We start from the raw sequence: 26,103 nt of genomic DNA on the forward strand, positions 1-26,103 counted from the left end.
ATGGCGGGTGAATTCAAGCTTGATGATTTCATCTCATTTAACATGGGCCTAGAAGACATCAACAAGTCTTTTGACCTATTACACGAAGGTAAGAGTATCCGTACGGTTATTCACTTCGATAAGTAAGTAATTACTTCCTCGATTAAAGCAACATTCCCTTTGTATTATGATATGTGAAGGGAATGATGTGTTTTGTATTTTCACTTGTCCAATACCACACGCTAATGGATTAGCAATTAACTCATTAACGATACTATATTTTAGTTTTCTTCTACTTTATTTGGATATTATCCAAATAATCGTTAATTGAGTATGGCCCTTGCCACGCTCTGACATTCTGTGTCAGAGCGTTTTTATTTTTACACTACAATTTATATTTAACGCATCCTTTGGATTAGGCGCTCTATATGTAAACCCAAAATAACTAATAAGCCTTTTAATACCAAATTCTTCTTTTTATTTTATCGTTACGAAACGAACACCGAACAGAGACCTTTTCTATGAACCGTCGTCTATTCAAATCGTTACCTTTTCAATTAATGATTGCCGCTCTATTAGCATGGAGTCTTGCCTCTTTATTGCCCTTATCTGCTAATTTTGAGCATTCCACTACATTCAAATTATTGATGCTGACTAAAACAACATATATCGGCTTACTTAAAATGTTAGTCGGTATCGTTGTCTTATTTTCATTGTTACAAGGCATTACGAGCATTGGATCTACATCTCGTTTGAAAACATTAGGTTATAAGACAATTGCCTTCTATAGCTTAACATCAACACTCGCGATCTGCTTGGGCCTTGGCATCTCACTTGCTATCCCTAAATGGCCACATTTAATAGACACCGCCCAAGTCACCATTGGTAACCATGTTCAGCTAATTGATAATAGTGCTTCTTCTGGTGGTGCGATTGCTGAGAAATTATTTAGCATGGCATTAGTGAATCCATTTCAAGCGCTAGCAACTACCAACCTATTAGCCATTGTTGTTTTTGCCCTGTTACTTGGTGTTGCACTATTAGCAAGCTTACCATCAAAGCATCCTGTTTTTGAGCTTATTTCAGGGCTCAATATTGCGATTAATCGCGTCGTTTCTGCGGTTATAAAGCTGGCACCTTTAGCCGTATTTGCAATTGTCTTTCAATTTACAATACAAAGTGGCAATAGTATTTTTGGTGAATTAGCATTATTTGCTTTATTAGTTTTTTCACTGACCTTAGTGCACGGCGGCATCGTATTACCATTACTGGCGAAAGTGTTCACAGGGATTAAATATTCAACCTTATTTCGCGCCCTTTCAGCCCCTATGGCGATGGCATTTGCCACATCATCAAGCTCTGCTACATTGCCGTTATCATTACAAACAGCGCAAGAAGATTTAGGTATATCGCAGCCTACCAGTAGTATGGTATTGCCGTTAGGTTCGATCATGAATATGGATGGAACAGCTCTTTTTGAAGGTGTTGCGGCCATTTTCCTAGCCCAACTTTATGGTATAGAGCTAGGAACATCAGGGCTTATTATGATTTTCATTATGGCGATGGTGTCATCAATTGGTGCCCCAGGAATGCCATCAGGATCAATGTCTGGTATGCAATTAGTTCTGCTTGCTGTCGGTATTCCACTAGAAGCAATCGCTATTCTATTAATTATTGAGCGTCCGCTGGATACTTTCCGAACAGCAGTCAATGTTGAAGGTGATTTAATTGCAGCTTTAGTGGTTGATAAATGGCAAAACCAGTCAACAAAAGTGTGATCTGGGTCTTATTTAGCATTTTATCCCCTTCTTACCTTGAAGCTTAATATTACTTTGACAGTAAAAAAATCATGCAATAAAATCAACAAAAAGCATAATGTTTTAATACAAATTAATTCGTTATGCTTATTAAAGTTTTAACATTCTTTATATCAATAGGGTCCTGTTTACTTAAACAGACGATATAATGGAGCAATAGGAAGCTCAAGGACGATGTTAATTATCTAATAATTTAAGACAACCATACCTAAATAATTAAGTGTGATTTATTGTCTTAATGTAAATTAATAGGTTTTAATCATGGTCAGAAAATTATTACAATCCTTGGGGTTGATCAATACTGAAGCAAAGTCACGTCAATTACGTGAACGACTTGAATTTGCAGTTCAACAGAACCTTGGTCAACGTGAAGCGCGATCTAACCGCGAACATTAATGACCCAATCATAATGCACTCCTCTATTACAAATATTTAGCTATATTTGCGCGCCTTGGCACGGGCAACAACAATCAGCCGATTAATGAGTACCTTTTGTTTCTCCGTGCCCGCTTGTTTTAAGTCTCGAATAATACGTATCACTTCTGTCTCTAAATACTTCTTTGATTTCTCTTTCACCATACTACGAATAAGCTTTTCTGCCTTATCCGACATCGGCTGTTGCAATGCCCATTCATAGCTATAAGCACCTTCTCCTGCTGCATTGATGTCAGGCAAAGAAATAGCAGCGACCTTCGGCGGTAATTGCATGTCATCAATACGTGACAACCGACGATAATACCCCTGCACAACAGGTGATTTATGGTATGGCAGCTCACCATCATGATAAAGTTGAGGGCCAATTTCCTGAGCAACATCGGCCTTTGATTCTAGAATAAATTGACTGGCATTTTTATCTTTACGAACATAATGATCTTTCTTGGTATTCTCAACCGTATAATATATTTTAGCGCTATGCTTGGCGCGTGTTATCGCTACATAAGCAAGCCGACGCTCCTCTTCGGTATCAGCTGAAATACCTAATGATGATCGGTTTACATAAGGAAAGGCATCTTTATCCCAATAAGGTAAATGCACCTGACTGTATTCACAACCTTTTGCTCTAAATATTGTCGTGAGTTGTACACTATTATTATGTTGTGCTTGATTTTCAGCCGCAGACTGTTGAGTATAATATTCAAAATACTGTAAGGCCTTCTCACAATTTTGATCCATTGACTCTAATACGGTTTCAACACTGTCTAAGCGCTCAACCGCTTCTTCTATTTCTGTTGCGGTTGCTTCTGTTTTCCAGATCCAATTATCAAGCTCACTGTCTCGACGATATTGCTTATAAACCGCCAGCGCTTTAAAATTGCCTTTGCGTTGCAGCATTAATAACAATTCGATCCGATCGCTAAAAGTTTCTAAATTAAGTGTTGGTTGAATTTTTTCAGTTTGTTTTATTAATGCAGGCCATTCGCTACTTGGTCGCTGTGATAAAAACTCACACAATGGTCGTAAACTTTTATTTGGCACATAGCAGTGTGGAAATGACAATAAATTAAACAATAAATTGGCTTTATCGTTATCCACTAACGTTAAAAAACGCCCAGTTGCTAATATCATAATATCCATTAACAACTTTACTTCACGACTATGGGCCAGTACCGAACCAATAGGCATATGGTAAGGGATTTTCTTAGTTAAAAAAGCCAGCTCAAATAGCATCGCTTGTGACCAACGCCTAACCAAAATAGCAACTTCAGCAAGTTGACCACCTTGCTGAATAAAATCAGCCACTGATTGCGCTATTTCACCCACTTGACGCGCAGTACCAATCACTTCAACGGGTGTATCAGCAACTGATTCATGAGCAATAGTCTGAAAATCATGAAACCTTTGTTTATTATTGGCAATTAAATGGCTCGCAGCCAATGCTAAACTATGCCCAAATCGAAACGTATGCGACAAACTGTACGTCATAGCTGGCGCAAAATCCTGTTCAAAATTAAGCATAAATTGTGGAGCACTGCCCCGCCATTTATAAATACATTGATCAACATCGCCCACGGCTACCAGTTGTGCTTGTGGTGATAATAATAATTTTAATAATTGATATTGCGCAGTATTAATATCTTGAAATTCATCAACCATCATAAATTGAATCTGCTGATGATAATAATGACGCAGAGCCTTATCATTTTTTAAAAGCTGTATGGTTTCAACTAGCCAATCATCAAAAAATAATTGTTTACGCTCTTTACGTACAGTTTCAAAATTCCAAAATGCTTCAATTATAAAGGCATACTCTCTGTTAATTTCAGACAGATCAAAGACTTCTTTAGGTGGCAACATATGCGCTTTCACTAATCCAATGAAGCTCATTAGCAATTCAATAGTGCGAGGATCTTTAAACGTCTGCTGCTTTTGATACGATTTCTCTTGCGCTGCCATTTGACGTAAGACAAGTTTAGCAATGGTTTTATCACTGTCACCATTATTAAAATCAATCTGATAACCCGTCGCCGATAAATAACCCGACTGTCTTAATAACTGAAAACAAAAACTATGAAAGGTATGGACAGGTACGCGCGCAGCTAACGGGATCTGCGCCAGTTTTTCCTTAAAGTCAGTGCGAATATCGCGGTTAAACATTAATACCAGCATCTGCTCTGCTGCTATCGATTGTAATTTATGTTCAACAACCCCCACTAAGGTTGTTGTTTTTCCCGTTCCAGCGCCAGCTACACACAGTGCATTACCTGACTGATGATGAATAAAGGCAGTTTGTTCAGCAGTAAAACGGGTCATTAAAAATACTCAGTAAGGCAATAAACGCATAGCGAGCGAGTATAGCAATTGCCATGTAAAGTTTAAATCGTAAACCGACGATTGAAGTGAGTGAACACAAATGTAGCGTTAGTCTATTTCTGTTGTTAGAATTTGCCCCAATTATCAATGGCAAAATGCTATTTACTGATCACCCTATGACCGTAATTATCGGTGTTATAACTACTAAGAACTACACATGCTAAAAAACAAAAGTTTCATGACTAATGCCCTCTCTCTTCTCCTTTTATTTATTGGTTATATTAGCAATCAACATATCATTCTTTACTGTGGCTTATTTGCTTTTTCCGGTGCATTAACAAACTGGCTTGCCATCTACATGTTATTTGAAAAAGTACCCGGTCTTTATGGTTCAGGTGTTATCCCAGCCCGATTTGAAGCCTTTAAAGCCGCTATAAAAGCATTAATGATGGAACAGTTTTTTACTCAACAGAATATTAGCCGCTTTTTAAACCAAGATACTGATCAATCCACAGCGCTAGATATGCAACCCATTATCGGAAAAATTAATTTTGCGCCAACATTTGATTCATTACTTGATGTTATTATGAATTCATCATTTGGCGGCATGATCACCATGATGGGTGGCCCCGAAGCCATGGAGCCATTACGTGAACCTTTTATTGAAAAAATGCAGCAATCAGTAACAGAAATCAGTCAACAAGATGATTTTAAAGCCGCACTTAAACAACAACTCGTGAAACCTGAAACATTAAATGATATTGAAAGTAAAATTGAAGATATTATTGACCAGCGTTTAAATGAACTAACCCCTAAAATGGTCAAGGAAATGGTTCAAAAAATGATCAGCGAACACCTTGGTTGGCTGGTTATTTGGGGCGGTGTCTTTGGTGGTATTATCGGTATTATTTCAGCGCTGATTGCCGGTTAATAACAGCACTTTAATGACGAGTAGCTATTACTTTTTTATCATGTATATAGCTACTCTCTTCACACTTTCCGGCTCTTATTTAATAAAGTAATTTATCCATTCTAATTGCAACAAAACACTAAACTGATTCTTTTTCACTCAATTGCTTTCATAAATTGCACTAAAAGTGTGATAAATATTGAACTATGATAACTAACAGTGATAAATACCTGTATATGTATCCAGTTGGAATTCATTTTTCTTGGCAAATTTCTCAACCCATTTCACAATTGCAGCAATTGTTAGTGGCTTAACAGCAACCACATTGTTGTCGGCTGATCATATTAGCCCCAGCATTGCACTATGGATGACCTTTTTTGGTACCATCGGTGGGCTTTTACCTGACATAGATTCAGACCATTCCACGTCAATGAAAGCATTGTTTACACTCTTAGCCGGATTTTGTTGTTTTTTACTCATCAGCCATATTTATACCCATGTAGCCATGGTTGAATTAATACTTTATGTCGTATCATTATTTATTACTATTCGTTATTTTGGCAAAGCGGTATTTGACCGTTGTACGGTTCACCGTGGCGCATGTCACTCTATTTCATTTGTGACCCTGATTGCGCTATGTTGCGTACATATCTGCGTTTTACTCGGCCACACAGCGACAGACAGTTGGTTTGCTGGCGGGTTTGTGTTACTTGGCGGCATCGTACATTTAGTTTTAGATGAAATATACAGCGTCGATCTGTCAAATAAACGCTTTAAATCATCATTTGGTACAGCACTTAAACCATTTGCCTTTACCAAACCATTTATTAGCCTTGCTCAGGTTATCGCCATTGTTATCTTATTTGATCTAGCGCCAAGCTATGATGGAGCATTACAAGTTGTCACTAATTGGAGTCATTTCCAATTTACGCCTGTTTGGTTCAATCTCAATGATACTAAGCAATGGTTGTTGCACATGTTTTATATTACGCCCCGTGATTTGCATGCTTTTTATCAACGTTTCTAATCCCCAATAAACACTACTTCATAAAATAAAGTATGGTATCCCACCGCCATACTTTACATTTAAAGCATTTTAAAACCCAAAAGCAATCGTTTGCTTTTTTGCTGGTAGTCGAACAATGAACCGAGTATTATGCTGGATAAGATGAGTGCTTGAGGTAACGTTTATCTTAAACACTCTGTATTTCGATGCCATCATTTTGAAATAGGAATTTCACCATGAGCCTTGCTAATCAAGTTCTTGCCATCAATAACGACCTTCCCATCCGTACCGACAAACCCGTTCATAGTGGAAAAGTACGCTCTGTTTATTGGCTAACAGATGCAGACAGTCGTCGTTTAATTCAACAAAAAGGCTACAACGTTCAACCTGATGCGCCTCTTGCTATTATGATTATCAGTGATCGTATTTCTGCATTTGACTGTATTTGGCATGGTGAAGGTGGTTTGAAAGGTGTTCCTGGAAAAGGCGCGGCACTCAATGCAATCTCAAATCATTGGTTTAAACTATTTAAAGATAATGGGTTAGCCGATAGTCATATTCTTGATATCCCTCACCCTTTTGTATGGATTGTACAAAAAGCAAAACCGGTAATGGTTGAAGCTATTTGTCGTCAATACATCACAGGTTCAATGTGGCGGTCATACACGCAAGGTGAACGCAATTTCTGTGGTATCGAACTACCAGAAGGCCTAGAAAAAGATCAAAAGCTTCCAGAGCTTCTAATGACCCCCTCAACCAAAGGTATCCTAAAAGACATTCCTAATGTACCTGAAGCTGATGATGTTAACGTGACTCGTCAAGATCTCATCAATAACTACCAAGCCTTTAATTTCCGAAATACTGATGATATTAACTATTACGAAAAACTATTAACCGATGGTTTTACAGTTATTAGTCACGAATTAGCAAAATTAGATCAAATTTTTGTCGATACTAAATTTGAATTTGGCTACGTTACAGATGCTAGCGGAAATGAAAAACTTATCTATATGGATGAAGTGGGTACACCAGATTCATCACGAATTTGGGATGGTGCCGCTTATCGTGACGGACAGATTGTTGAGAATTCGAAAGAAGATTTCCGTCAAGTATTACTGAATTACTTTCCAGATCCAGATGTTTTATTAAATAAAGAACGCATGCCTGAACGTTTTGCACTAGCCGCAGACAATGCTTTACCTCAAGATATATTAATGCAGATATCTAAAATCTACACTAATATCGCAGAAAAAATCACCGGACAACCGATTACTCTAAGCCAAGATCCAAAAAATGAAATTATTGAGATCTTGCGCCAAGAATATCAATTAATTGATTAACACTCATCAAGACCCCTTAACATACCTTAATCATTCAAAGGTATGTTAATCACCATAAAGCCATGCACACCCCCTTCATTATTACGGTGTTGGGGGTATTTATGACTACAATGGCATACTTTTATCTTTACCCTTCCCATCAATTAAAAATAAAAAACCACCAAAAACGCTTTATAAACAAACAAAATCTGATTAATTAGCTGTTTTTTAGCAAACTTATTGTGCATATATTGATCAATTTGAAAATGTGAGCGAAAATCATCTTATAGGCATGGAGGTTTATAACAATTATATTTTATGGATATTTGACTTTAAAGGTACAGAATATGTCAGGTTTCTCTTACCCTCACACTTGCCCATTAATTGACAAAGAAATCGGTCGTGCCAAAGGTGACTTAACCACTTATGCCCGTGATTTATTACGTTCTTATAATATTGAAATCAGCGGTAAAGAGATGCTGCTTGCTGGAGAAGAATTGTTTAGTGCCCTGAGCGATATTTTTGAAAAAACACGAAAAACAAATGAAGATATGCGCACAGAAGCTCATAAACAAATAGTGGCGCTTGAAGCTGAAAATATGGAATTACGCGCATTACTCTATTGCCAACGTATAGCAAGTTAAATCTAGATTCATCACAATACATCATGCATAAAAAAAGCCACCGTAAAAACGATGGCTTAATTATATCGATTACTTAGACATTATACGTCGTAAGTAGTAGATGCTGTATTACCGCCAGTACCCGTCCAGTTCGTATGGAAGAACTGACCACGAGGCTGATCAATACGCTCATAGGTGTGAGCACCGAAGTAATCACGCTGCGCTTGAATCATGTTCGCAGGTAAGCTTGCTGTTGTGTAGCCATCAAGGAAGGTTAATGCTGATGTCATTGTTGGCATTGGTAGGCCAATTTCCATCGCTTTTGATGCTACTTTACGCCATGCTGGCATGCTGTTTAATAGAATATCTTTAAAGTAAGTATCTGAACCTAGGAATTTGATTTCTGGGTTTGTATCGTATGCATCACGAATATTACCTAGGAATGCACTACGGATAATACAACCACCACGCCACATAAGTGCCACGTTGCCGTAGTTTAGATCCCAGTTAAACTCTTCTGATGCTTCACGGATTAACATAAAGCCTTGTGCATAAGAAATAATCTTTGATGCAAGTAGTGCTTGACGTAATGCATCAACCCACTCTTTCTTATCGCCATCAATCTTAGCAATTGTCTTACCAAATAAGCTTTCAGCTTCAACACGTTGCTCTTTCATTGAAGAAACACAACGTGCAAATACTGCTTCAGTAATAAGTGTTAGTGGAATGCCTAAATCTAGTGCATTAATACCGGTCCACTTACCTGTACCTTTTTGGCCCGCAGTATCAAGAATTTTTTCAACAAGAGGCTGACCATCTTCATCTTTATAACCAAGAATTTCAGCTGTAATTTCAACTAAGTAGCTATCTAACTCAGTCTTATTCCACTCTTGAAGAATAGCTTGCATTTCATCATGAGACAGCTCTAAACCAGACTTCATGAAGTGGTATGCTTCGCTGATTAACTGCATGTCACCATATTCGATGCCATTGTGAACCATCTTAACAAAGTGACCTGCACCATTTTTACCCACCCAATCACAACAAGGCTCACCAGCTGCTGTTTTTGCAGAGATTGCTTGGAAGATAGGTTTGATTGCAGGCCATGCTGCTTCAGAACCACCAGGCATGATTGAAGGACCAAAGCGTGCACCTTCTTCACCACCAGAAACACCAGAACCTACGAACAATAAACCTTTCGCTTCAAGTTCTGCGACACGGCGGTTAGTGTCTGGGTAATTTGAATTACCGCCATCAATTATGATGTCGCCTTTATCAAGCAGTGGTACAAGCTTATTTATAAATGCATCAACAACATCACCAGCACGTACCATTAACATGATTTTACGTGGTGATTCTAACTTAGAAACTAAATCTTCTAATGACGTAGCACCGATGATGTTAGTGTCCTTTGCAGGACCTTCAAGGAATTCTTCTACTTTAGAAACGGTACGGTTAAACGCAACAACTTTAAAACCATGGTCATTCATATTAAGGATCAAGTTTTGACCCATAACCGCTAAACCAATAACACCAATATCGCCTTTCATATTATTCTCCTTGTGCTAGCAACGTTGCTGCTGCTGCATCTAAATACCATTCTGTTTCGCCATGAGAGGCTTTAATTTTTGCTGCCGGATAAGCAAGTTCATCCGACGGTGTACTATTTATTTCAGATAAGACCTCAGCCTTACTCTCACCCAATACCAAATACGTAATACGGTCAGCATTTTCAAGTAAACGTGCCGTTTTTGAAATGCGTTGCTGACCACTTTGTGGTTGAGTGGCAATCACTGCTAATGCAGGATCATCAAAATTAGTCTGATATGGAAATAAAGAAGCAGTATGACCATCGCCACCCATGCCTAATAAAATCCAATCAAATGCAGGTAAACCTTGTTTATGTGGAATCACTGCATCCATTTCTGTGGCAAAACGTGCACACTCAGCAATCGGCTCAGCTTCACCACGAATACGGTGAATGTTCGCAACAGGAATTGTAATGTGTTTGAATAACAATTCATTCGCTTCGCCAAAATTACTTTCAGCATCGGTTGGAGCAACACAACGTTCGTCACCCCACCAAAAATGAAGATGATCCCATTGAATATTTTCAGCAAAAGGCGCTTGCGCTAACGCTTTAAATAACAATTTTGGGGTACTTCCACCAGATAATGAAATATGTACCGCTTGCGATTGTAAACTCATCGCTTGCATTGTTTCAGCAAGAGAAATCACTACATCGTGTGGTGTCGCAAATACTTTATAATTCATCATGCTTATAACTCACAATAATCAGTATTAGCTAAATTCTTACATGGGAAACGCCATTGACGACCATCATTAATTAATAGTTCATCCGCTTCTTTAGGTCCCCAAGTACCCGCAGCATAACCAAATAGGTGCTCAGGTTGTTCTTTATAATCAAGAATCGGTTGTACGAACTTCCAACATGCTTTTACTGCATCAGTACGGGCAAACAATGTTGCATCTTGTTTCATACAGTCTAACAATAAACGCTCATAAGCAGTCAACATATTCATTGATTCAAGTTTGTCATAATGGAAGTCCATTGACACTTCTTGAGATTCAAAACCTGCACCTGGTTTTTTAAGGCCGAAGCTCATTAAAATACCTTCATCAGGTTGAATACGAATAATCAATTTGTTCTCTGGTGCATTAGCGCCAAAGACTGGGTGCGGTGTTTTCTTAAAGTGAATAACGACTTCAGTAACACGCGTCGGTAAACGTTTACCAGTGCGAACATAAAATGGCACCCCGTTCCAACGCCAGTTTTCGATAAACATCTTCATACCGACATAGGTTTCAGTACGAGATTCATCATCAACACCATGCTCTTGACGATAACCTGGAAGGTGTTTGCCACGAACATCAGATTCCGTGTATTGACCTAAAACTAAATTCTGCTGTAGATCATCATCTGATAATGGCTTAAAGCTTTGCATCACCTTAACCACTTCATCACGAATAGAATCCGCATTGATTGCTGCTGGTGATTCCATACCGACCATTGCTAATACTTGCAATAAGTGATTTTGGAACATATCACGTACAGCACCTGCGCCATCGTAATAACCACCACGATCTTCAACGCCTAACGCTTCAGATGCTGTAATTTCAACGTAATCAATAAAATTACGGTTCCATAATGGCTCAAACATACCATTAGCAAAACGGAAAACTAATAAGTTCTGTACCGTTTCTTTGCCCAGATAATGGTCAATACGGTAAATTTGATGCTCTTGAAAACAAGCATGAATTTGTTTATCAAGCGAAATAGCAGATTCAAGATCATAACCGAATGGCTTTTCAACAATCAGATTTTTCCAACCGTCAGCTTCATCGTTAAGACCATGAGCCGCAAGGCACTCAGGAATAACACCATATAGGCTAGGTGGCGTTGCAAGATAAAAAACTGCATTACCTTGAGTATGATGAGTATCTTTGAATATGTCTAAACGTTGCTTTAATACTGTATATTGATCAGCATCGGAAGTATTCAATGCTTGATAGTATAAATGCTCGCAGAACTCCGTTAATATCGCTGCATCTGTCTTTTCATTTTCTTCTAATGCAGAACGCAGTTTATCACGAAATTCCTGATCGCTATATACCGTACGACTAACACCTAAAATAGCGAAATCTTCTGGCAATAAACCATTAGCGTATAAATGATAGAACGCAGGAATCAATTTTCGATGAGTCAAATCGCCTGACGCACCAAAAATTACAATTGCGTTATTTTCTGGTTTAACCATGTAATGTTCCCATTTATTTACAGATCATTCGATCTGGTATAGCAATCAATTGCTTGGTATAACGAGCGTTATTATGCCGTAATTTTCAACTTTTTATGCATTTTTCGTGATAAAAATTGGAAAACTTTGTTATACATTAATAATCTTATCAGTCAATATGTTACATCTAATCATCGCATTTATCGCTAATACATTAACATATCAGACAATTTATCACTGCTTATTCTGTATATACTGAGTATATTAACAATTATTATCAGCAGTGATAGACGAAAAAACCTATTAATTTGATAGGTTTTTTCATTGAAAGAATAAATGCTAACCACTCACGACTACGCTACTGATCTTAATTAAACCGTTTAAGTGTGAAGAGAAAACGCCACCAATGCAATCGATTACTTCAATAACCGTAGATAAGTAAATATCGAATACCACATTATTCGTTCGTATGGTCATTTACTTTTATTACTTAAGCTTTAGCTCAATGCTTGATAACGCACACAATGGCGGTTATTATGCCCGCAATTTCAGCCACCTTAAATTTGGTGGCTTTTTAGTTATTAAGCGTACTCATTCAATCAATGATGCCGCTAATATTTCATAGCAAACAGGTTATCCCATGTCTAAATTTTTCTATAAAGGCCGCATCGAAAAAAAACCAAAGCACAGCAGCTGTGGCTACAATACGAAGCGCGAAACTAAGCTTGGCACGGAAACCAACCCACTCACATTGATCGTGAACACAGAAGCACGCCAACAAGAGCTAGAAGTAGAACTTGCAGAGCAACAGCTTTTCGCAACATTTACAATCAATGCTGACGTTGAAGAAGATATTACAGAATTAACGGCAACATTAAACAAACCAATAACGACAATGTTTGACAAGACACCTAACCGCAATGACCCTTGTTCATGTGGCAGCGGCAAGAAATACAAAAAATGTTGCGGTAAATAAAACCTCATACAAAAACAGGAACCTCAGTTCCTGTTTTGTTCTCTCCTAAATAACTATCCTTACTGCAAAAATATCGCATTTAGGTATACAATCTCGATTCAATTTCTTAAGTAGATGTACATATGAGCAAAAAAAGTCAGGGTTACTCTTGCGTAGGCCTTTTTAACCCTAAAACACCTGAAAATGTCGGCTCAGTTATGCGTGCAGCGGGCTGTTATGGTGTCAACTCTGTCTTTTATACTGGTACGCGTTATGATCATGCGGCACAATTTTGTACTGATACCAAAAATGTTGCGCTTGATATTCCTTTGATTGGTGTTGAAGATCTAAAAGCAATCATTCCTGTTGGCTGCGTACCTGTTGCCGTGGATTTAATTGATGATGCTAAACCCCTGCCTGAATATAAGCATCCCAAACGTGCTTTTTATATTTTTGGTCCAGAAGATGGCACATTGAAAAAAGAAATTACTGATTTTTGTCGTGAAACTATTTATGTTCCAACCAAAGGCTGTATGAATCTTGCTGCGGCAGTTAATGTGATTTTATATGATCGTATGGCAAAGGGTAATAACTTCTCAAACCATAAATAAGTATTTTACTTATAAAAAACCACTGCAATAATCTATATTATCGCAGTGGTTATATTTGTTATCGTTTAATCCCTGCTTGCTCATAAAAATTACGTTTATCTTTATACATTGCCTTATCCGCAACTAAGCAAATTTGATCCGCGGGATACTGATCCGTACTCGCATACCCAACCGCAAAATGAATTTCAACCCGTTTGCCATTAGGTAAACATGCATAATTAATTTGATCACGTACTTTTTCTAAACGACGCCATAAAATACCACAGCTATCACAAGCACCCGTTTCTAAAATAATAGCAAATTCATCACCACCAAGACGATAAACTTTATCTGTCAGCCGGCAAGTTTCCATTAATAATTTACTGGTCTCAATTAATAATACGTCACCCATGCTATGACCATAACGATCATTTGCGCGTTTTAATCCATTAACATCCAACATAAATAAACCGAAATGGCGATCTGGGTAACGATCAAATAGCTGAATATGTTCTTCTAAATCTTGATCAAAGGCTTTTCTATTCGCTAATCCAGTTAACGAGTCAGTAACTGCTATTCGCGCCAGCTCTTCATTTAATAACCGGCCTTCTAATTCAATTGATAATTGGCGAATAAATAAAGAAATCACTTCAAAGTCATCATGTTCTAATGCCATATATTGCATTACTATTATACCTGTAATGTCATTCTGGCTATTTTTAATCTTAAAACAATGTAAATACCTACCGTTATTAGACACACAATAATAATCACTATAATGTCCTTCAGGCTGTATATCTGGCATTTCTAAGCGTGACTGATCAATATTTTCACAAGCCCATGTCACTTCATTATCAGCATAGCTTTTCATTGCCCAACCAGCCATCGGGTATAAAGCAACAACTTGTGTCATTACTGTTTCAATAATATTCCCTGACTGAAGTTCATGACTAAACGACAATAATGATTGCAACATTGAACGACGGTTTTTTTCACGCAATAATGAACGACTAAGCGCTAACGTTTTATCCTCAACTTTCCGTTCTAATTGATCATTGAAATTCACTAGCTGTAAGTTTGCTTGTTCTTTTTCTAAATATGCTATATTTAATTCTTTATTCGTCGCAGCCAGATCTGCCATTTGAGCTCGAATTGTTTTGGCCATATTACGAATTAATCGCTCAACCATAAAGAATTCAGCAAAGCGTAATTTTTCATCTGACTGTTTATACTCACCGCGAGAATAAGCTCTTACAACGTCCATTAAGCCACCTAATGGTCGAGCAATCCAACGGTATGTCAAACCAGCACTAAAAAGTGACAGTAATATAATAACCACACCAAAAAATGAAATATACTTCAAAGATTTAATATATGGATTTTCACCTAAATATTTATCCATATATACTTTCATTGTGTATTCAATAGGTTCTGAAATATATTTATTTTTTAACTCAATATTTATTGTTTTATTTATTGTTGGGGTGTTTTTATCTATTTCCCCTTGAGCAATAATAATATTACTCATATCATTTTTATTATCGCCAGCTCCCGAAAAATGATTTTGTAAAACAACGCGTTCACCATCTTTTAAATACGGCTGTAATACTTTTATAATATTTTCAATTGGAACAACTATAATTAAATACCCTAAAGGCGTACGTTTTAAACCATTCGTCATCGATTGAAAAATAGGTACACCAATAATAATTCCTCGACGCGTTGGATTATATTTTAATGACATCAAATCTTCGTCATTATAGTAAAAAACCCATTGTCGACCTTTCCCACTATAGTTTGATAAACGATACGTAAGAACATCTTTTAATTTTGAAAAAGAAGATAAACCATGAATACCATTGTAACTTTCAATTTCAGACCATTGATCATCAACCAGATAAGCGGCTTGAATTAATGGCGTATTTTTAACCAATGTTCCCAATGAACTACTGACATGCCCGGCAAGGAAAAAATTATCAATCGCTTGAACAAATAATCTATCTCGTGACAACACATCTAAACTTGTCGACAGTAATGAAAAGCGATAATCAAATTCTTGCTTTATCGTGTTAGATAATCGATCTAACATCCCAATACGGTAATTCGCTTCCACATCTGACTGTTGCTTTAAAAGTAATCCACCAACAATAGCAGCAGGTACAACAGCAATAATTAACATTAATAATGCTAATGATGATTTTAAGCGTAACTTCATCAATTATTATCCAAATATTTAAGCTGTTCCTGCGCCATTTTTTGCATATGTGCAGCAGCATATGCTGCTGTTGCACCTGCTTGGTAGCGTTGAAAGCCTATCGCTATCGCCTGCCATGAAATAGCCATCTCTAGCGTTGATGGCATAATTTTCGTTAATGCCATTTGATGAAACATAACCAAATTATCCCCCTGCGCTTTTGCTTTAAGTTGCCTATAATACGTCATAGATATAGGTAATAACCGTGTTTTTTCATACACAGCTTGTTGGTTACTTGGCTGTTGAACAAACTCAACAAACTGCTTAACTAATTGTTTATTTTCTTCTGATTTCAATGAATTACTAGGGATAGCCAAAACAAACGTACTCGCCATTGAGTGCATTATTTTACCATCAACTTTAGGTAAGACAGCCACACCTAGATTATTTCCAAGCATTGTTTTTAAATCATGATATGCCCAATCACCATTAATAGAATATGCACTTTTACCTTTAATAAAATCCGCCTGAGCACAACGATAATCACAATTTCGATCAATAATGCCTTGATCTGCCAATGAACGGTAATATTTTAATGCTTTAATCATCGCGGGTGTATTGAGTGTAATTTCCCCATTAACAATAGGCCAACCATTAAAGGCTGACAAGAAGGGTATAAAGTAATACATATCATTGTAATTCCACCCTATTGGCATAACCTTTTTAGCTAAAAATTGTTTTTTTGCTAAAATAATATCGTTAAAATCTGTCGCAGGCTGTGCAACATATTTTTTATTGTAATATAAAAGTAAAAAATTACCTTGAATAAGAGGTATTCCCCAGTATTTATCATCTAATTTTATCGTAGATCTAACCTTATGGCTCAATTTTTCCGTATACCAATCGTCAGGAATTGCCGATAAATTCATCATTTTATGTAAGCCTAAAAAGTCAGAAGGTATAACGACAAGATCAGGTAACCCTCCATCTTGAGCACTTAGTAAAATTTCGGCTTTTATTTCTGATGGATCAAGTTGTACAATTGATATATTAACATCATGACTTTTTTTATACTTATTTGTCATTACCGTTAAAAAATCACGATTTTGATGTGAAGACCAAATAGTCAAAGTTGGTGTTGCTAATACAGTTGTTGAAAAAAAAAGTATTAATAACAAAAAAGGCAAATGCATTGTATTTGATAAATTATCAGATAGTATTCTAATAAAAGCTGAATACATATTGTGACATCTTTTGTATGACATATAAAATCTCATAGTAAATAACTCTCATTTAACTAATGAGATATACTAAACACTTATAACTTAATATACATTAACAAGGATTCTAGACTATACCTAACCATAAAATTCAAATTGATATTAATCAAAAATAATAATGTTTAATATCTATTGTAAGCGAACAATAAATCATTATTATAAAACCAATCACAAATAAATATTATTAATATAGAAACAATAAATACCATGAACGTATATTCCAACATCATATTATCTTTATTATTGATTGTCACTTGTGAATCACAAGTCAATGCAGCGCCTCTCGCTATTAAAGAAATCAGTACATTACATAAAAACGACATAAATCACTCAAGATCAACCACTGCAATAGAACAACAAAAAATGATCAAGTTCGCAACAAAATATATAGGCACACGTTATGTTTGGGGCGGAACAACACCAAAAGGATTTGATTGCTCAGGATTTATTCAATATGTTTATAAAAATTTTAATATTGCCATTCCAAGAACAACGGCTAGATATACAGGACTATTAAAGAACTCGATACCATTACAGAACGCAAAAGTTGGTGATCTTATTGTTTTTACAGGTACTAATCTAAAGATAAAAAAACCAGGTCATGCAGGAATAATTACGGAAGTAAAACCAGGTCTACTTAAATTTATTCATAGCTCATCATCTAAAAAGCACTTTGGCGTTACTGAGACCAACTACTATAAAAGTGGTTATCCAAAACGCTTCTTAGCTGTAATACAAATGCCAAGTCCATCAAAGCGGGAGTATTGATTGATACTCCCACCTATTCTCTTTCTATGGCGCCACACATTCAGTTAATAATCGTAAACAACCATAATCTGTTAACCAATCATATTGCTGCTGATCTTTTACTAAAAAACAACCTGAGTAATTCAGTGCGTTAGCAAAAATATCACCAATATGATTTGTTAGCCGAGGAATCACTAACATCCAATGTTGTGTCAATAAAATATTGTAAGGCAAACACTCAATGGGTTCATTAATATTAAGAGTAACATTGTTAGGTGTTAATCCTAAATCATGCATCGCAGCTAAATAGCAAAAATACGCCTTTTCACTATTAATACGATCAAAAGTAAATAATTTATGCCTAAACGGTAACTTACCGGATAAAATCATATCTTCTAATGGTACAACTGTTTTTATTAACTGCATATGCCTATGACGTTGGCTCGCACCCGCCTCTGATGCTGAGTTAAAGAATCCAAGCACATTAGGATAAGTAACACCTTGAATCCATGCAGAAAAATCATAAAGATCAAGTAAAGATGATTGATTAACAAACGCTTTACTACAAATAAGTAAATGTGGCTCTCCCGCCGGGTATTTATTTAATAAACACACATGTTCATGACCAACAGTATCGACAAACATTTGCTCATCGTAAGGCAAAAATGGATTCTTTCCCGTCTGCCCCTGTTGCATTTTTTTAGTAAGATTGTCATTCATGATCTTAATAAAAAAATCAATTCCCTGCTCAGAAACAACCGAGCTCATGGTCGCAATAGGCAGCAATACTTGTGCTTCTCTTGCATCGTTAGCAACTGTTAAAGCTTTATCCCATAGCATCTACAAATACCTGCAACCATTCTAATTATTAGAAAATAAAACAACCCTAATCACTCACCTAATTAAAAAACAGCAAGATTAGATCCCAAAGATACATTGTGTAATTAAATCTTTACACTTTTAGCAAAAAATCCGCGTTGCTAAAAACGCCTTGATGATAGCCCTCATTACTGAAACTTTGTATGATTACCTCAGTTAATTCTATCAATCACTTACGATGTTAGGTCGTACTCCAAGTAGATTTAGGATTTAATGATTAAGCTTTATACTGGTCATATAAAGTGCTTTAAAGGGTATTCCAGATCGGTCAATCTGCTACCCTACCCTTTCTAAATAGATTCAATCCTTTGTTTTAAAAACAAAAAACGCCCACTGATAAAAAATGAGCGTTTCATGTCTATTGCTTACTGATTAAATAATCTGAGCACCAATTAAAAAGCACCCAAAAAGTAAACTCATTAGCATCGCCATTGTTCCTCCGGCTACTTGATAATCATCATTTTGCTCTGTTTTAACCGTTTTTCTTATATTGTGAATCATCAGCATCGGTATAAATACAGCAATAAAAACAAGAATTAATCCGGCATAATTTAAAACAGATAAAAATTGATTCGCAGCAAAGATAGCCCCAAGCAACGGTAAGATAAACGTTAAAACATAGGTTACAGCACGATTCTGTCTGAACAAATCAACATTCTGATCAAACAACGACATAGCTACACCTAAAAATGACGTTAATAATGCTAAGCCAGTAAATACCGACAAAATGATGTGTATGCCAGAGAATCGAGCACTCAATGCATCAATCAATACAGAGACATTATCAAATTTCACCAGTTGTTCTGCTGACAAGCTTCCAACAACCGCATATAACCACAATAGATAACAACTCAAGGGAATCAATGAGCCTAATAGCACCATGTTTCTTAATTGCTTATGGCTTGCTTTGTCATTGTATGACACTAATGAAGGAATTACGGGAAAGAAACCGAAACTCGTAAACAACACCGCACTGGTTTTAATTAAATCAATATTGCTATTATTACTGGCTTCAAAAAAGTGATTAAAACTCATACCGGGTATCAATGCGCATAAGGTAATAATTAATACGACAATCATGATTAAAAATAAAACACGATTAAGCTTATCAACCACCCCCGTACCAGCAGCAACAATACCTCCGGCTAACACAGTAAAGATGATCTGACTTTGTAACATTGACAGATCAAAGCCAAAACCTACCGCCAATTTTTGTACTAAATCACCAGCACCAATGATATAAGCCATTAATAAACAAACTAATAACGCATATAACAACCCATTAGTGACTAATTGACCACCTTTGCCTAATGTTTTTCGCGCAATGGTATTCATGCCTAAACCACCACCGACTTTAATGCTAGCTTCTAATAATAATAAAGCAGCATAAGTCGTACCACTCCAAATAAGCAGCATTAATAAAGAGCCAGATAGCAAACCAAACTGTGCTAATACCATCGGTATAGCAAGCATGCCCGCACCTAACGCTGTGCCCGCAATAATTAGCGAACTTCCTAATAATTTAGTATTCATATTTTTCTCTTTTCTTATTGTTAGATGTAGTAATCCATATATCTATAATTAGATACAGTAGTAATAACCTGTGATTTGGTAATCAATAACAAGTGCGGCTACAGAGAACCGTTACTAAATCGGAAACTAAAATAAGAGGCAGAAGAAAAAGCCATTACAGTACATACCGCATTAGAAAAAGAAACATGCGATATCGATGATGATGAGGGGGGTTCATATTGATGGTCTTGTGTCATTATCGTACTCCTAAACGATGAAACTCAATTTATTAGCCATATTCGGTCAGAATATAATGACTGTTTCGGTCAAAACAGTTTGGTCAACTAATAGCATCATACTAAAGCACATTGTTCAGGAATGGAATGAATGATTCTATTTCTATTTTTATTCGACAAAAAAACCCAATCCGAAGACTGGGTCGTATTCATTTAGCCAAGACATCAACAGATTTAGACGCTTAGTGTTGAATGATCATTCTGTTTTGGATTGCTACCAAAGCGGTTGTTACCTTTGGTACTGTCTTGTACCATAAAATAAAGCAGCACTAAAATACCAACAATCGGAACTAACATAATTAATGCCCACCAACCAGTACGATTCTGGTCATGTAAACGACGGACAGTAACGGCAACAGTCGGTATAAAGGCAAAGGCTGCATATAACGCAGCTAGCACACCATAACCTTCCATCAACGTCGGTAACTGCAATGTTGTATCAATAAGACTGCAAGCTAAACTTATAAAAGCGTTAATTAAAGTAAAAAACCAAAATTCTTTTCTGCGCGCACGCCCTTGAAATTGGGCATATTTACGAATAACGGCAAAATACCAATTCATTCTATCTTCCTTGTGAATATTAATAACGCTTAATGCGGACAACTTTCATTATTTCAAATTCTAAACCTGCCACAATCATTGAATCAACATAATAGGTCATATTTACTTTTGCACCAGTAAGTGTCCTATATCTTGCTTTACGTTTAAACTTAAAAGGCACGTTATAGCCGTCAATCATCAATGAATGCTGTATCCACTCGCCATCATCTCGCTGCGTGTGTGAATATACTGTTAGCCCTTCACTATGAATCAATTGTTCATGTTTAGCTATAAGTTTATCACTGTCAGATTTCATTGATTATTTTCCCACTATCAGTACGTTATCTTCGAAACAAAAACAGAGAGCCAAGCTCTCTGTTTATTTTAATTTTATAATAGGAATATAGTACTCTTAAACAGGAAGAAATAAACCTGCAAGTGTTGCACTCATCAAATTAGCGAGAGTTGCTGCAAAAATCGCCTTCATACCTAAACGAGCAATCTCAGGACGACGTTGAGGCACGATTCCGCCTAACCCACCCATTAGCATGGCAATAGACGTTAGGTTTGCAAAACCACAAAGTGCAAATGTCACGATGGCCTGTGAATGTTCACTCAATTTAGCCAATGTTTCTGGTTTCATTAATTCTGCAAATGCAATAAATTCATTCACAGCAATTTTAGTACCAATAAGACTTGCCGCAGTCGTTGCTTCTGACCAAGGCACACCAATTAACCATGCCACAGGTGCAAAAATATAGCCAAAAATTAAATTGAGGCTTAAATTATCAATCCCAATCCAATGACCAATATGGCCTAAACCACCATTTACCATCGCAATTAAACTGATCACAGCTAATAAACTGGCACCAACAGCCATTGCAATTTGTAAACCACTCAATGCACCACGAGAAGCGGCATCAACTAAGTTAACGGGTTCATCTTCTTCGCCGTCATCTTCGTCTTCCATGCTGTGCACGCCTTCGGTTTGCGGCACAACCAGTTTTGCCATCATCAATCCTGCGGGAGCTGACATGAAGCTTGCTGCAATAAGATACTTTAATTGCACCCCTAACCCAGCGTAACCGACCATGGTGCCACCAGCAACAGAGGCTAATCCACCTACCATTACTGCAAATAATTCAGAACGTGTCATTCGCGCAAGGAATGGACGTACAACCAATGGAGCCTCTACAGAACCGACAAAAATATTCGCCGTCGCAGACATTGACTCAGTACGAGTAGTACCTAGTAAGCGTTGTAACAAACCACCAATACCACGAATCACCCATTTCATGATGCCAACGTAATATAATACGGAAATTAATGCCGAAAAGAAGACAATAGAAGGTAAGACATTAACCGCAAAAATAAAGCCCAGTTTAAATTGAGCCAACTGACCAAATAAGAATGATGTACCTTCATGACCGTAATCAATCACACCAGATACTGCGCCAGAAACACTATTTAACACCACACGGCCGACAGGCACATACAAAATAAAGGCAGCAAAAACGACTTGGATACAAAAAGCCCCTAAGACACTGCGCCAATTAACTGCTGAACGATTTTCTGAAAACAAAAAACCAACGATAAAAATAGTAATAATACCGAGCATGCCAATAAGATAATGCAAAGTCATTCCCCAATGTTTGGTGTAGTAAACGATTGCGGAGAGAGTGTATTCATAAAAAAAACTGTGACAAGGATCAAATTGTTATAACAAACAACAGTAATTTAACAAAATTCCATTAATTTGCCTTTTTTTTAAGCTAAGCAAACGAAAATCATTAGATTAGTTCCTGTGAGGGATACTATTATCCCTAATGGTGACAATTTCAAACCTAATCATCTTACTTTTAGCCAACCGTTTGCGTTTGATCGCTGTTTTTTACATCATTACCATTTACACAAAATATTACCCACATCGATATGGCGTCGAATAAATTCAATGAAAAGATTTACCTTGTTAGGTAAAAATTTATGTCTTGGATAAACTGCATACAACGGCATATGTTGTGTAAGTTGCCAATCAGGCATTAATCGAATTAACTTACCTGTTCGAATCTCATCCGTTAATAGATAGGTGGCTAAATAACCAATACCATTACCGGCAATCGTTGCATCACGAATCGCATCAGCAGAATCTACTCGATAATTACCTGTCACTTTAATATCTAGATTCTGGTTTTGCTGACTAAAGCTCCAAACATTATCTTTACGTTCACGACTAAAATAAATAATACAATTATGTTCTGCTAAATCACTCGGTTGATATGGCACACCGTGAGTAGCTAGATATTCAGGGCTGGCCACCAGCACAAAATCACAATTACTCAAATGCCGAGCCACAAATCCCTCTGGTGGCGAGTCCATAAATCCAATCCACAGATCAAGCTGCTCTGCGATCAAATCAACCCGATAATCAAATAAACTCAATTCTAAATTTATTAATGGGTGTTGGGCATGAAACTCATTGATATAAGGGGCAACATGGTTAGAAGCAAAAGATTGTGCAATACCCACTCTTAGCAAGCCTTGAGAATTATCTTCACTCCCAAATAACTCGCTTTCTGCTTCATTTATTTCCTCCACCACTTTTTCACAGTGCTTAGCAAACAAACGTCCAGCTTCTGTTAATGAAAAAGATCGAGTGGTTCGTTGTACCAGTTGTACCCCTAGTCGTTGTTCAAGTTGCTGAATCAACTTACTGACTTGGGTTCTAGATATATCCAATAACTGCGCAGCTTTAGTAAAGCTTTGCTGTTTAGTAAGTGCATTGAAAACAATCATTTGCTGTGCTTTTTTTAACATCTACAACCTTTATCTTTAATAAAAAACAAGGCAACTGAAATACATCAATATTAATGTCGCCAATAATGCAGTTTGGTGTTGATAGTATATGTTATCCCAGTATTTAGTGAATATTGATTCCTTTTTTAGCTGATAAATAACACCTGCAAATGAAATATATCACTACAAACATCACTGTTTTTTATTACAACATTCATCGACTGTTCAAACTTCTGAAACATTAATGTCACATAACTTTTTTAATCTTTGTCCTGTTCATTCAAACCTATTGGCATTTTGCCCAACAAGAAAGGATTAGGAAAATGAAAACAAAGATTATCGGCGCAGTTGTTGTTGCAAGTTCACTGGTTGTTAGTTCTGCAGCGTTCGCTGGCGAGACTGTCTCTGTTGTAGGTTCTAGCTCTGTTTCTCCCCTCATGGAAGTATTGGGTGAAACTTATGCGCAATCTAACGATGTCACGGTAGAAGTTCAAGGACCAGGATCATCAGCAGGTATTCGTGTTGCTCACGATGGTTCGGCAGATCTTGGTATGTCATCTCGTAACTTAAAAACCGCAGAAGAATCACCACAAATAAAAGAAGTCGTGATCGCTCGTGATGGTATTGCCGTGGTGGTGAATAACAGTAACTCGGTCACCGATCTAACCAAAGAACAAATCACTGAGATCTACAAAGGCAATGTCACTAACTGGAAACAAGTGGGTGGTGAAGATAAACCTATCGTTGTCGCTACCCGTGATACCGCATCGGGCACTCGTGGTGCATTTGAAGACATCATGTCGTTAAAGAAAAAGATTAACGGTATCAAAGTCTCTGCTATTTCCCAAAAAGCACAAGTTGCTAGTGGTAATGGTCAATTAAAAACAACGGTAGCAAATAACCCCTTTGCTATTGGTTACATTTCACTAGGTTCTGTTGATAACACAGTGAAAGCACTGACAATTGATGGACATAAACCATCAGTCGCGGCAATTAAAGCCGGTGATTATAGTGTGCAACGTCCATTTATTGTGGTCTACAAAGAAGGTCGCCCCTCAAAAGAAGCATTGGATTTCTTAACATGGGTTCAATCACCAACCGCGCAAAAAATTGTTGCAGATAAAGGCTTCATCTCAATTAACTAATTTTTATTTTAGCGCTCAACCTGTGTGAGTTGAGCGTTTTTGACTTCTCAGAAATAGGCTACTCATTGGTATCCTTTCTGGAGTGTAGATTATGACCATCGCAAATATTGAAAAATCAATCAAGGATATGCCGTTGCTAAAGTCTAAAAAACGTATTGACTGGCGCGAAATGTTCTTTAAATACCTTTTTATGCTTAGTGCCGCTATCGGTATATTATCACTCGTTACTATTGGCTACTTTATTTTCCGTGAAGGTTATGCGGCTTTTGCCTATTCTGGTGTTACAGGCATTATCCTTGGCACTGATTGGTTACCCCCCGCACTTTACGGCATTGCACCGATGATTGTCGCATCATTGGTTTCGACCGCAGGAGCTGTCGTTATAGGGGTACCCATTGGCATCTTAACCGCCATTTTTATTGCCGAAGTCGCACCAAGACCACTGGCAAGTTTCATTCGTCCAATGATTGAACTTTTAGCCGGTATTCCGTCTGTTGTTTATGGTTTTTTTGGATTAGTTATTATTGTGCCACTCATTCAAGACATCTTTGATGTTCCTGCGGGAAATACCATTTTAGCGGGAATCATTGTACTTGCAGTAATGATCCTTCCCACCGTGATCACTATTTCTGAAACCTCCATTCGTGCTGTTCCTCGTGCTTACAAAGAAGGATCGTTAGCGCTTGGCGCATCATCAATGTTCACTATTTTCAAACTGATCATCCCCGCTGCACGCTCTGGCATTATGACTGGCGTTATTTTAGGCGTAGCACGCGCACTCGGTGAAACAATGGCAATCATCATGGTTATGGGTAACTCCCCGGCAATGCCAGAAGGTTTACTTGAATCAGCACGAACGCTAACCGCCAACATCGCGATTGAAATGTCTTACGCAACCGGTATTCACGCCAGCGCACTGTATGCGACAGGTATTGTGCTGTTAGTGTTTATTATGACCCTAAACGGTGCGCTTCTTTACCTAAACCGTGAGCGAGCGAGGTAATTCACA

The 26,103-nt window shown here is 37.2% G+C and carries 24 protein-coding genes and 1 pseudogene; 12 read left to right on the top strand and 13 right to left on the bottom strand.

Going from position 1 to position 26,103, the window contains the following annotated elements:
* The 3 genes and pseudogenes from C9J51_RS17525 to C9J51_RS19720 form a co-directional block, all read left to right on the top strand.
* Positions 1-126, top strand: a pseudogene (locus tag C9J51_RS17525) (S-(hydroxymethyl)glutathione dehydrogenase); the annotation flags it as partial.
* Between the two features lie 374 nt (positions 127-500).
* Entirely contained in the window at positions 501-1,757 is a 1,257-nt protein-coding gene (locus C9J51_RS17530; protein ID WP_045040662.1) for a dicarboxylate/amino acid:cation symporter, read from the top strand.
* Positions 1,758-2,057: 300 nt separating this feature from the next.
* Positions 2,058-2,192 carry a hypothetical protein gene (locus tag C9J51_RS19720; protein ID WP_258177816.1) on the top strand — a complete coding sequence of 45 codons (135 nt, stop codon included), beginning with the start codon at positions 2,058-2,060 and terminating at the stop codon, positions 2,190-2,192.
* Between the two features lie 36 nt (positions 2,193-2,228).
* On the opposite strand, the gene C9J51_RS17535 is transcribed toward C9J51_RS19720, so the two are convergent.
* Entirely contained in the window at positions 2,229-4,547 is a 2,319-nt protein-coding gene (locus tag C9J51_RS17535; RefSeq protein ID WP_107275257.1) for an ATP-dependent helicase, read from the bottom strand.
* A 217-nt stretch (positions 4,548-4,764) separates the two neighbouring features.
* Here C9J51_RS17535 and C9J51_RS17540 point away from each other — a divergent pair, with 217 nt between their 5' ends.
* The 4 genes from C9J51_RS17540 (at position 4,765) to C9J51_RS17555 (ending at position 8,426) form a co-directional block, all read left to right on the top strand.
* Positions 4,765-5,478, top strand: a complete 714-nt coding sequence (locus C9J51_RS17540; RefSeq protein ID WP_045037899.1) for a DUF445 family protein — start codon at positions 4,765-4,767, stop codon at positions 5,476-5,478.
* 241 nt (positions 5,479-5,719) lie between these two features.
* Positions 5,720-6,484 carry a metal-dependent hydrolase gene (locus tag C9J51_RS17545; protein WP_045037900.1) on the top strand — a complete coding sequence of 255 codons (765 nt, stop codon included), beginning with the start codon at positions 5,720-5,722 and terminating at the stop codon, positions 6,482-6,484.
* A gap of 215 nt (positions 6,485-6,699) precedes the next feature.
* A complete protein-coding gene (locus tag C9J51_RS17550) occupies positions 6,700-7,803 on the top strand; it encodes a phosphoribosylaminoimidazolesuccinocarboxamide synthase (protein ID WP_045037901.1) in 1,104 nt (367 codons plus the stop codon).
* 326 nt (positions 7,804-8,129) lie between these two features.
* Positions 8,130-8,426, top strand: coding sequence for a hypothetical protein (locus C9J51_RS17555; protein WP_045040663.1), 297 nt, complete (start codon positions 8,130-8,132; stop codon positions 8,424-8,426).
* A gap of 80 nt (positions 8,427-8,506) precedes the next feature.
* On the opposite strand, the gene gnd is transcribed toward C9J51_RS17555, so the two are convergent.
* From gnd to zwf, 3 genes are read right to left on the bottom strand one after another with little or no spacing between them, the layout of a single operon-like run.
* Positions 8,507-9,955, bottom strand: a complete 1,449-nt coding sequence (gene gnd / locus C9J51_RS17560; protein WP_045037903.1) for a decarboxylating NADP(+)-dependent phosphogluconate dehydrogenase — start codon at positions 9,953-9,955, stop codon at positions 8,507-8,509.
* Position 9,956: 1 nt separating this feature from the next.
* Positions 9,957-10,682: a 6-phosphogluconolactonase gene (pgl, locus tag C9J51_RS17565; RefSeq protein WP_045040664.1), complete on the bottom strand. Its 726-nt coding sequence runs from the start codon at positions 10,680-10,682 to the stop codon at positions 9,957-9,959.
* Positions 10,683-10,684: 2 nt separating this feature from the next.
* Entirely contained in the window at positions 10,685-12,184 is a 1,500-nt protein-coding gene (gene zwf / locus C9J51_RS17570) for a glucose-6-phosphate dehydrogenase (protein WP_045037905.1), read from the bottom strand.
* A 619-nt stretch (positions 12,185-12,803) separates the two neighbouring features.
* On the opposite strand from zwf, the gene C9J51_RS17575 reads away from it, so the two are divergent.
* Positions 12,804-13,139, top strand: a complete 336-nt coding sequence (locus C9J51_RS17575) for a PBPRA1643 family SWIM/SEC-C metal-binding motif protein (RefSeq protein ID WP_045040665.1) — start codon at positions 12,804-12,806, stop codon at positions 13,137-13,139.
* A gap of 122 nt (positions 13,140-13,261) precedes the next feature.
* Positions 13,262-13,729, top strand: coding sequence for an RNA methyltransferase (locus C9J51_RS17580; RefSeq protein WP_045037906.1), 468 nt, complete (start codon positions 13,262-13,264; stop codon positions 13,727-13,729).
* A gap of 58 nt (positions 13,730-13,787) precedes the next feature.
* Here C9J51_RS17580 and C9J51_RS17585 read toward each other — a convergent pair whose 3' ends face one another.
* Both C9J51_RS17585 and C9J51_RS17590 read right to left on the bottom strand, forming a co-directional pair.
* Positions 13,788-15,923, bottom strand: a complete 2,136-nt coding sequence (locus C9J51_RS17585) for a diguanylate cyclase domain-containing protein (protein ID WP_052668197.1) — start codon at positions 15,921-15,923, stop codon at positions 13,788-13,790.
* Positions 15,923-17,143 (bottom strand): sugar ABC transporter substrate-binding protein, encoded by a 1,221-nt coding sequence (locus C9J51_RS17590; RefSeq protein WP_244907484.1) that lies wholly within the window; start codon positions 17,141-17,143, stop codon positions 15,923-15,925. Before C9J51_RS17590 ends, C9J51_RS17585 begins: the two co-directional genes overlap by 1 nt.
* A gap of 246 nt (positions 17,144-17,389) precedes the next feature.
* Here C9J51_RS17590 and C9J51_RS17595 point away from each other — a divergent pair, with 246 nt between their 5' ends.
* Entirely contained in the window at positions 17,390-17,950 is a 561-nt protein-coding gene (locus C9J51_RS17595; protein WP_244907483.1) for a C40 family peptidase, read from the top strand.
* A gap of 24 nt (positions 17,951-17,974) precedes the next feature.
* On the opposite strand, the gene C9J51_RS17600 is transcribed toward C9J51_RS17595, so the two are convergent.
* From C9J51_RS17600 to C9J51_RS17625, 7 genes are all read right to left on the bottom strand, one after another.
* On the bottom strand, positions 17,975-18,769 hold the full coding sequence (locus tag C9J51_RS17600) for an ATP adenylyltransferase family protein (RefSeq protein ID WP_045037909.1): 795 nt from the start codon (positions 18,767-18,769) through the stop codon (positions 17,975-17,977).
* Between the two features lie 411 nt (positions 18,770-19,180).
* The gene (locus tag C9J51_RS17605; RefSeq protein ID WP_045037910.1) at positions 19,181-20,341 is read right to left on the bottom strand and encodes an amino acid permease; all 1,161 of its coding nucleotides are present in this window, start codon (positions 20,339-20,341) and stop codon (positions 19,181-19,183) included.
* Positions 20,342-20,439: 98 nt separating this feature from the next.
* Positions 20,440-20,577 (bottom strand): hypothetical protein, encoded by a 138-nt coding sequence (locus C9J51_RS19545; protein ID WP_156137080.1) that lies wholly within the window; start codon positions 20,575-20,577, stop codon positions 20,440-20,442.
* A 213-nt stretch (positions 20,578-20,790) separates the two neighbouring features.
* Positions 20,791-21,177, bottom strand: coding sequence for a DUF805 domain-containing protein (locus C9J51_RS17610; protein ID WP_045037911.1), 387 nt, complete (start codon positions 21,175-21,177; stop codon positions 20,791-20,793).
* A 19-nt stretch (positions 21,178-21,196) separates the two neighbouring features.
* On the bottom strand, positions 21,197-21,472 hold the full coding sequence (locus C9J51_RS17615; protein ID WP_045037912.1) for a hypothetical protein: 276 nt from the start codon (positions 21,470-21,472) through the stop codon (positions 21,197-21,199).
* Positions 21,473-21,568: 96 nt separating this feature from the next.
* Entirely contained in the window at positions 21,569-22,798 is a 1,230-nt protein-coding gene (locus tag C9J51_RS17620; protein ID WP_373455644.1) for a NupC/NupG family nucleoside CNT transporter, read from the bottom strand.
* 257 nt (positions 22,799-23,055) lie between these two features.
* Positions 23,056-23,970 (bottom strand): LysR family transcriptional regulator, encoded by a 915-nt coding sequence (locus C9J51_RS17625; RefSeq protein WP_045037914.1) that lies wholly within the window; start codon positions 23,968-23,970, stop codon positions 23,056-23,058.
* 302 nt (positions 23,971-24,272) lie between these two features.
* Between C9J51_RS17625 and C9J51_RS17630 the strand changes: the two genes are divergently transcribed.
* Together C9J51_RS17630 and pstC are read left to right on the top strand one after the other, a co-directional pair.
* The gene (locus C9J51_RS17630; protein ID WP_045040666.1) at positions 24,273-25,094 is read left to right on the top strand and encodes a phosphate ABC transporter substrate-binding protein; all 822 of its coding nucleotides are present in this window, start codon (positions 24,273-24,275) and stop codon (positions 25,092-25,094) included.
* Between the two features lie 91 nt (positions 25,095-25,185).
* Positions 25,186-26,097 carry a phosphate ABC transporter permease subunit PstC gene (pstC, locus tag C9J51_RS17635; RefSeq protein WP_045037916.1) on the top strand — a complete coding sequence of 304 codons (912 nt, stop codon included), beginning with the start codon at positions 25,186-25,188 and terminating at the stop codon, positions 26,095-26,097.
* Positions 26,098-26,103: the final 6 nt, after the last annotated feature.

The sequence above is a fragment of the Photobacterium iliopiscarium genome (assembly GCF_003026395.1).
GTDB classification, from domain to species: Bacteria; Pseudomonadota; Gammaproteobacteria; order Enterobacterales; family Vibrionaceae; genus Photobacterium; species Photobacterium iliopiscarium.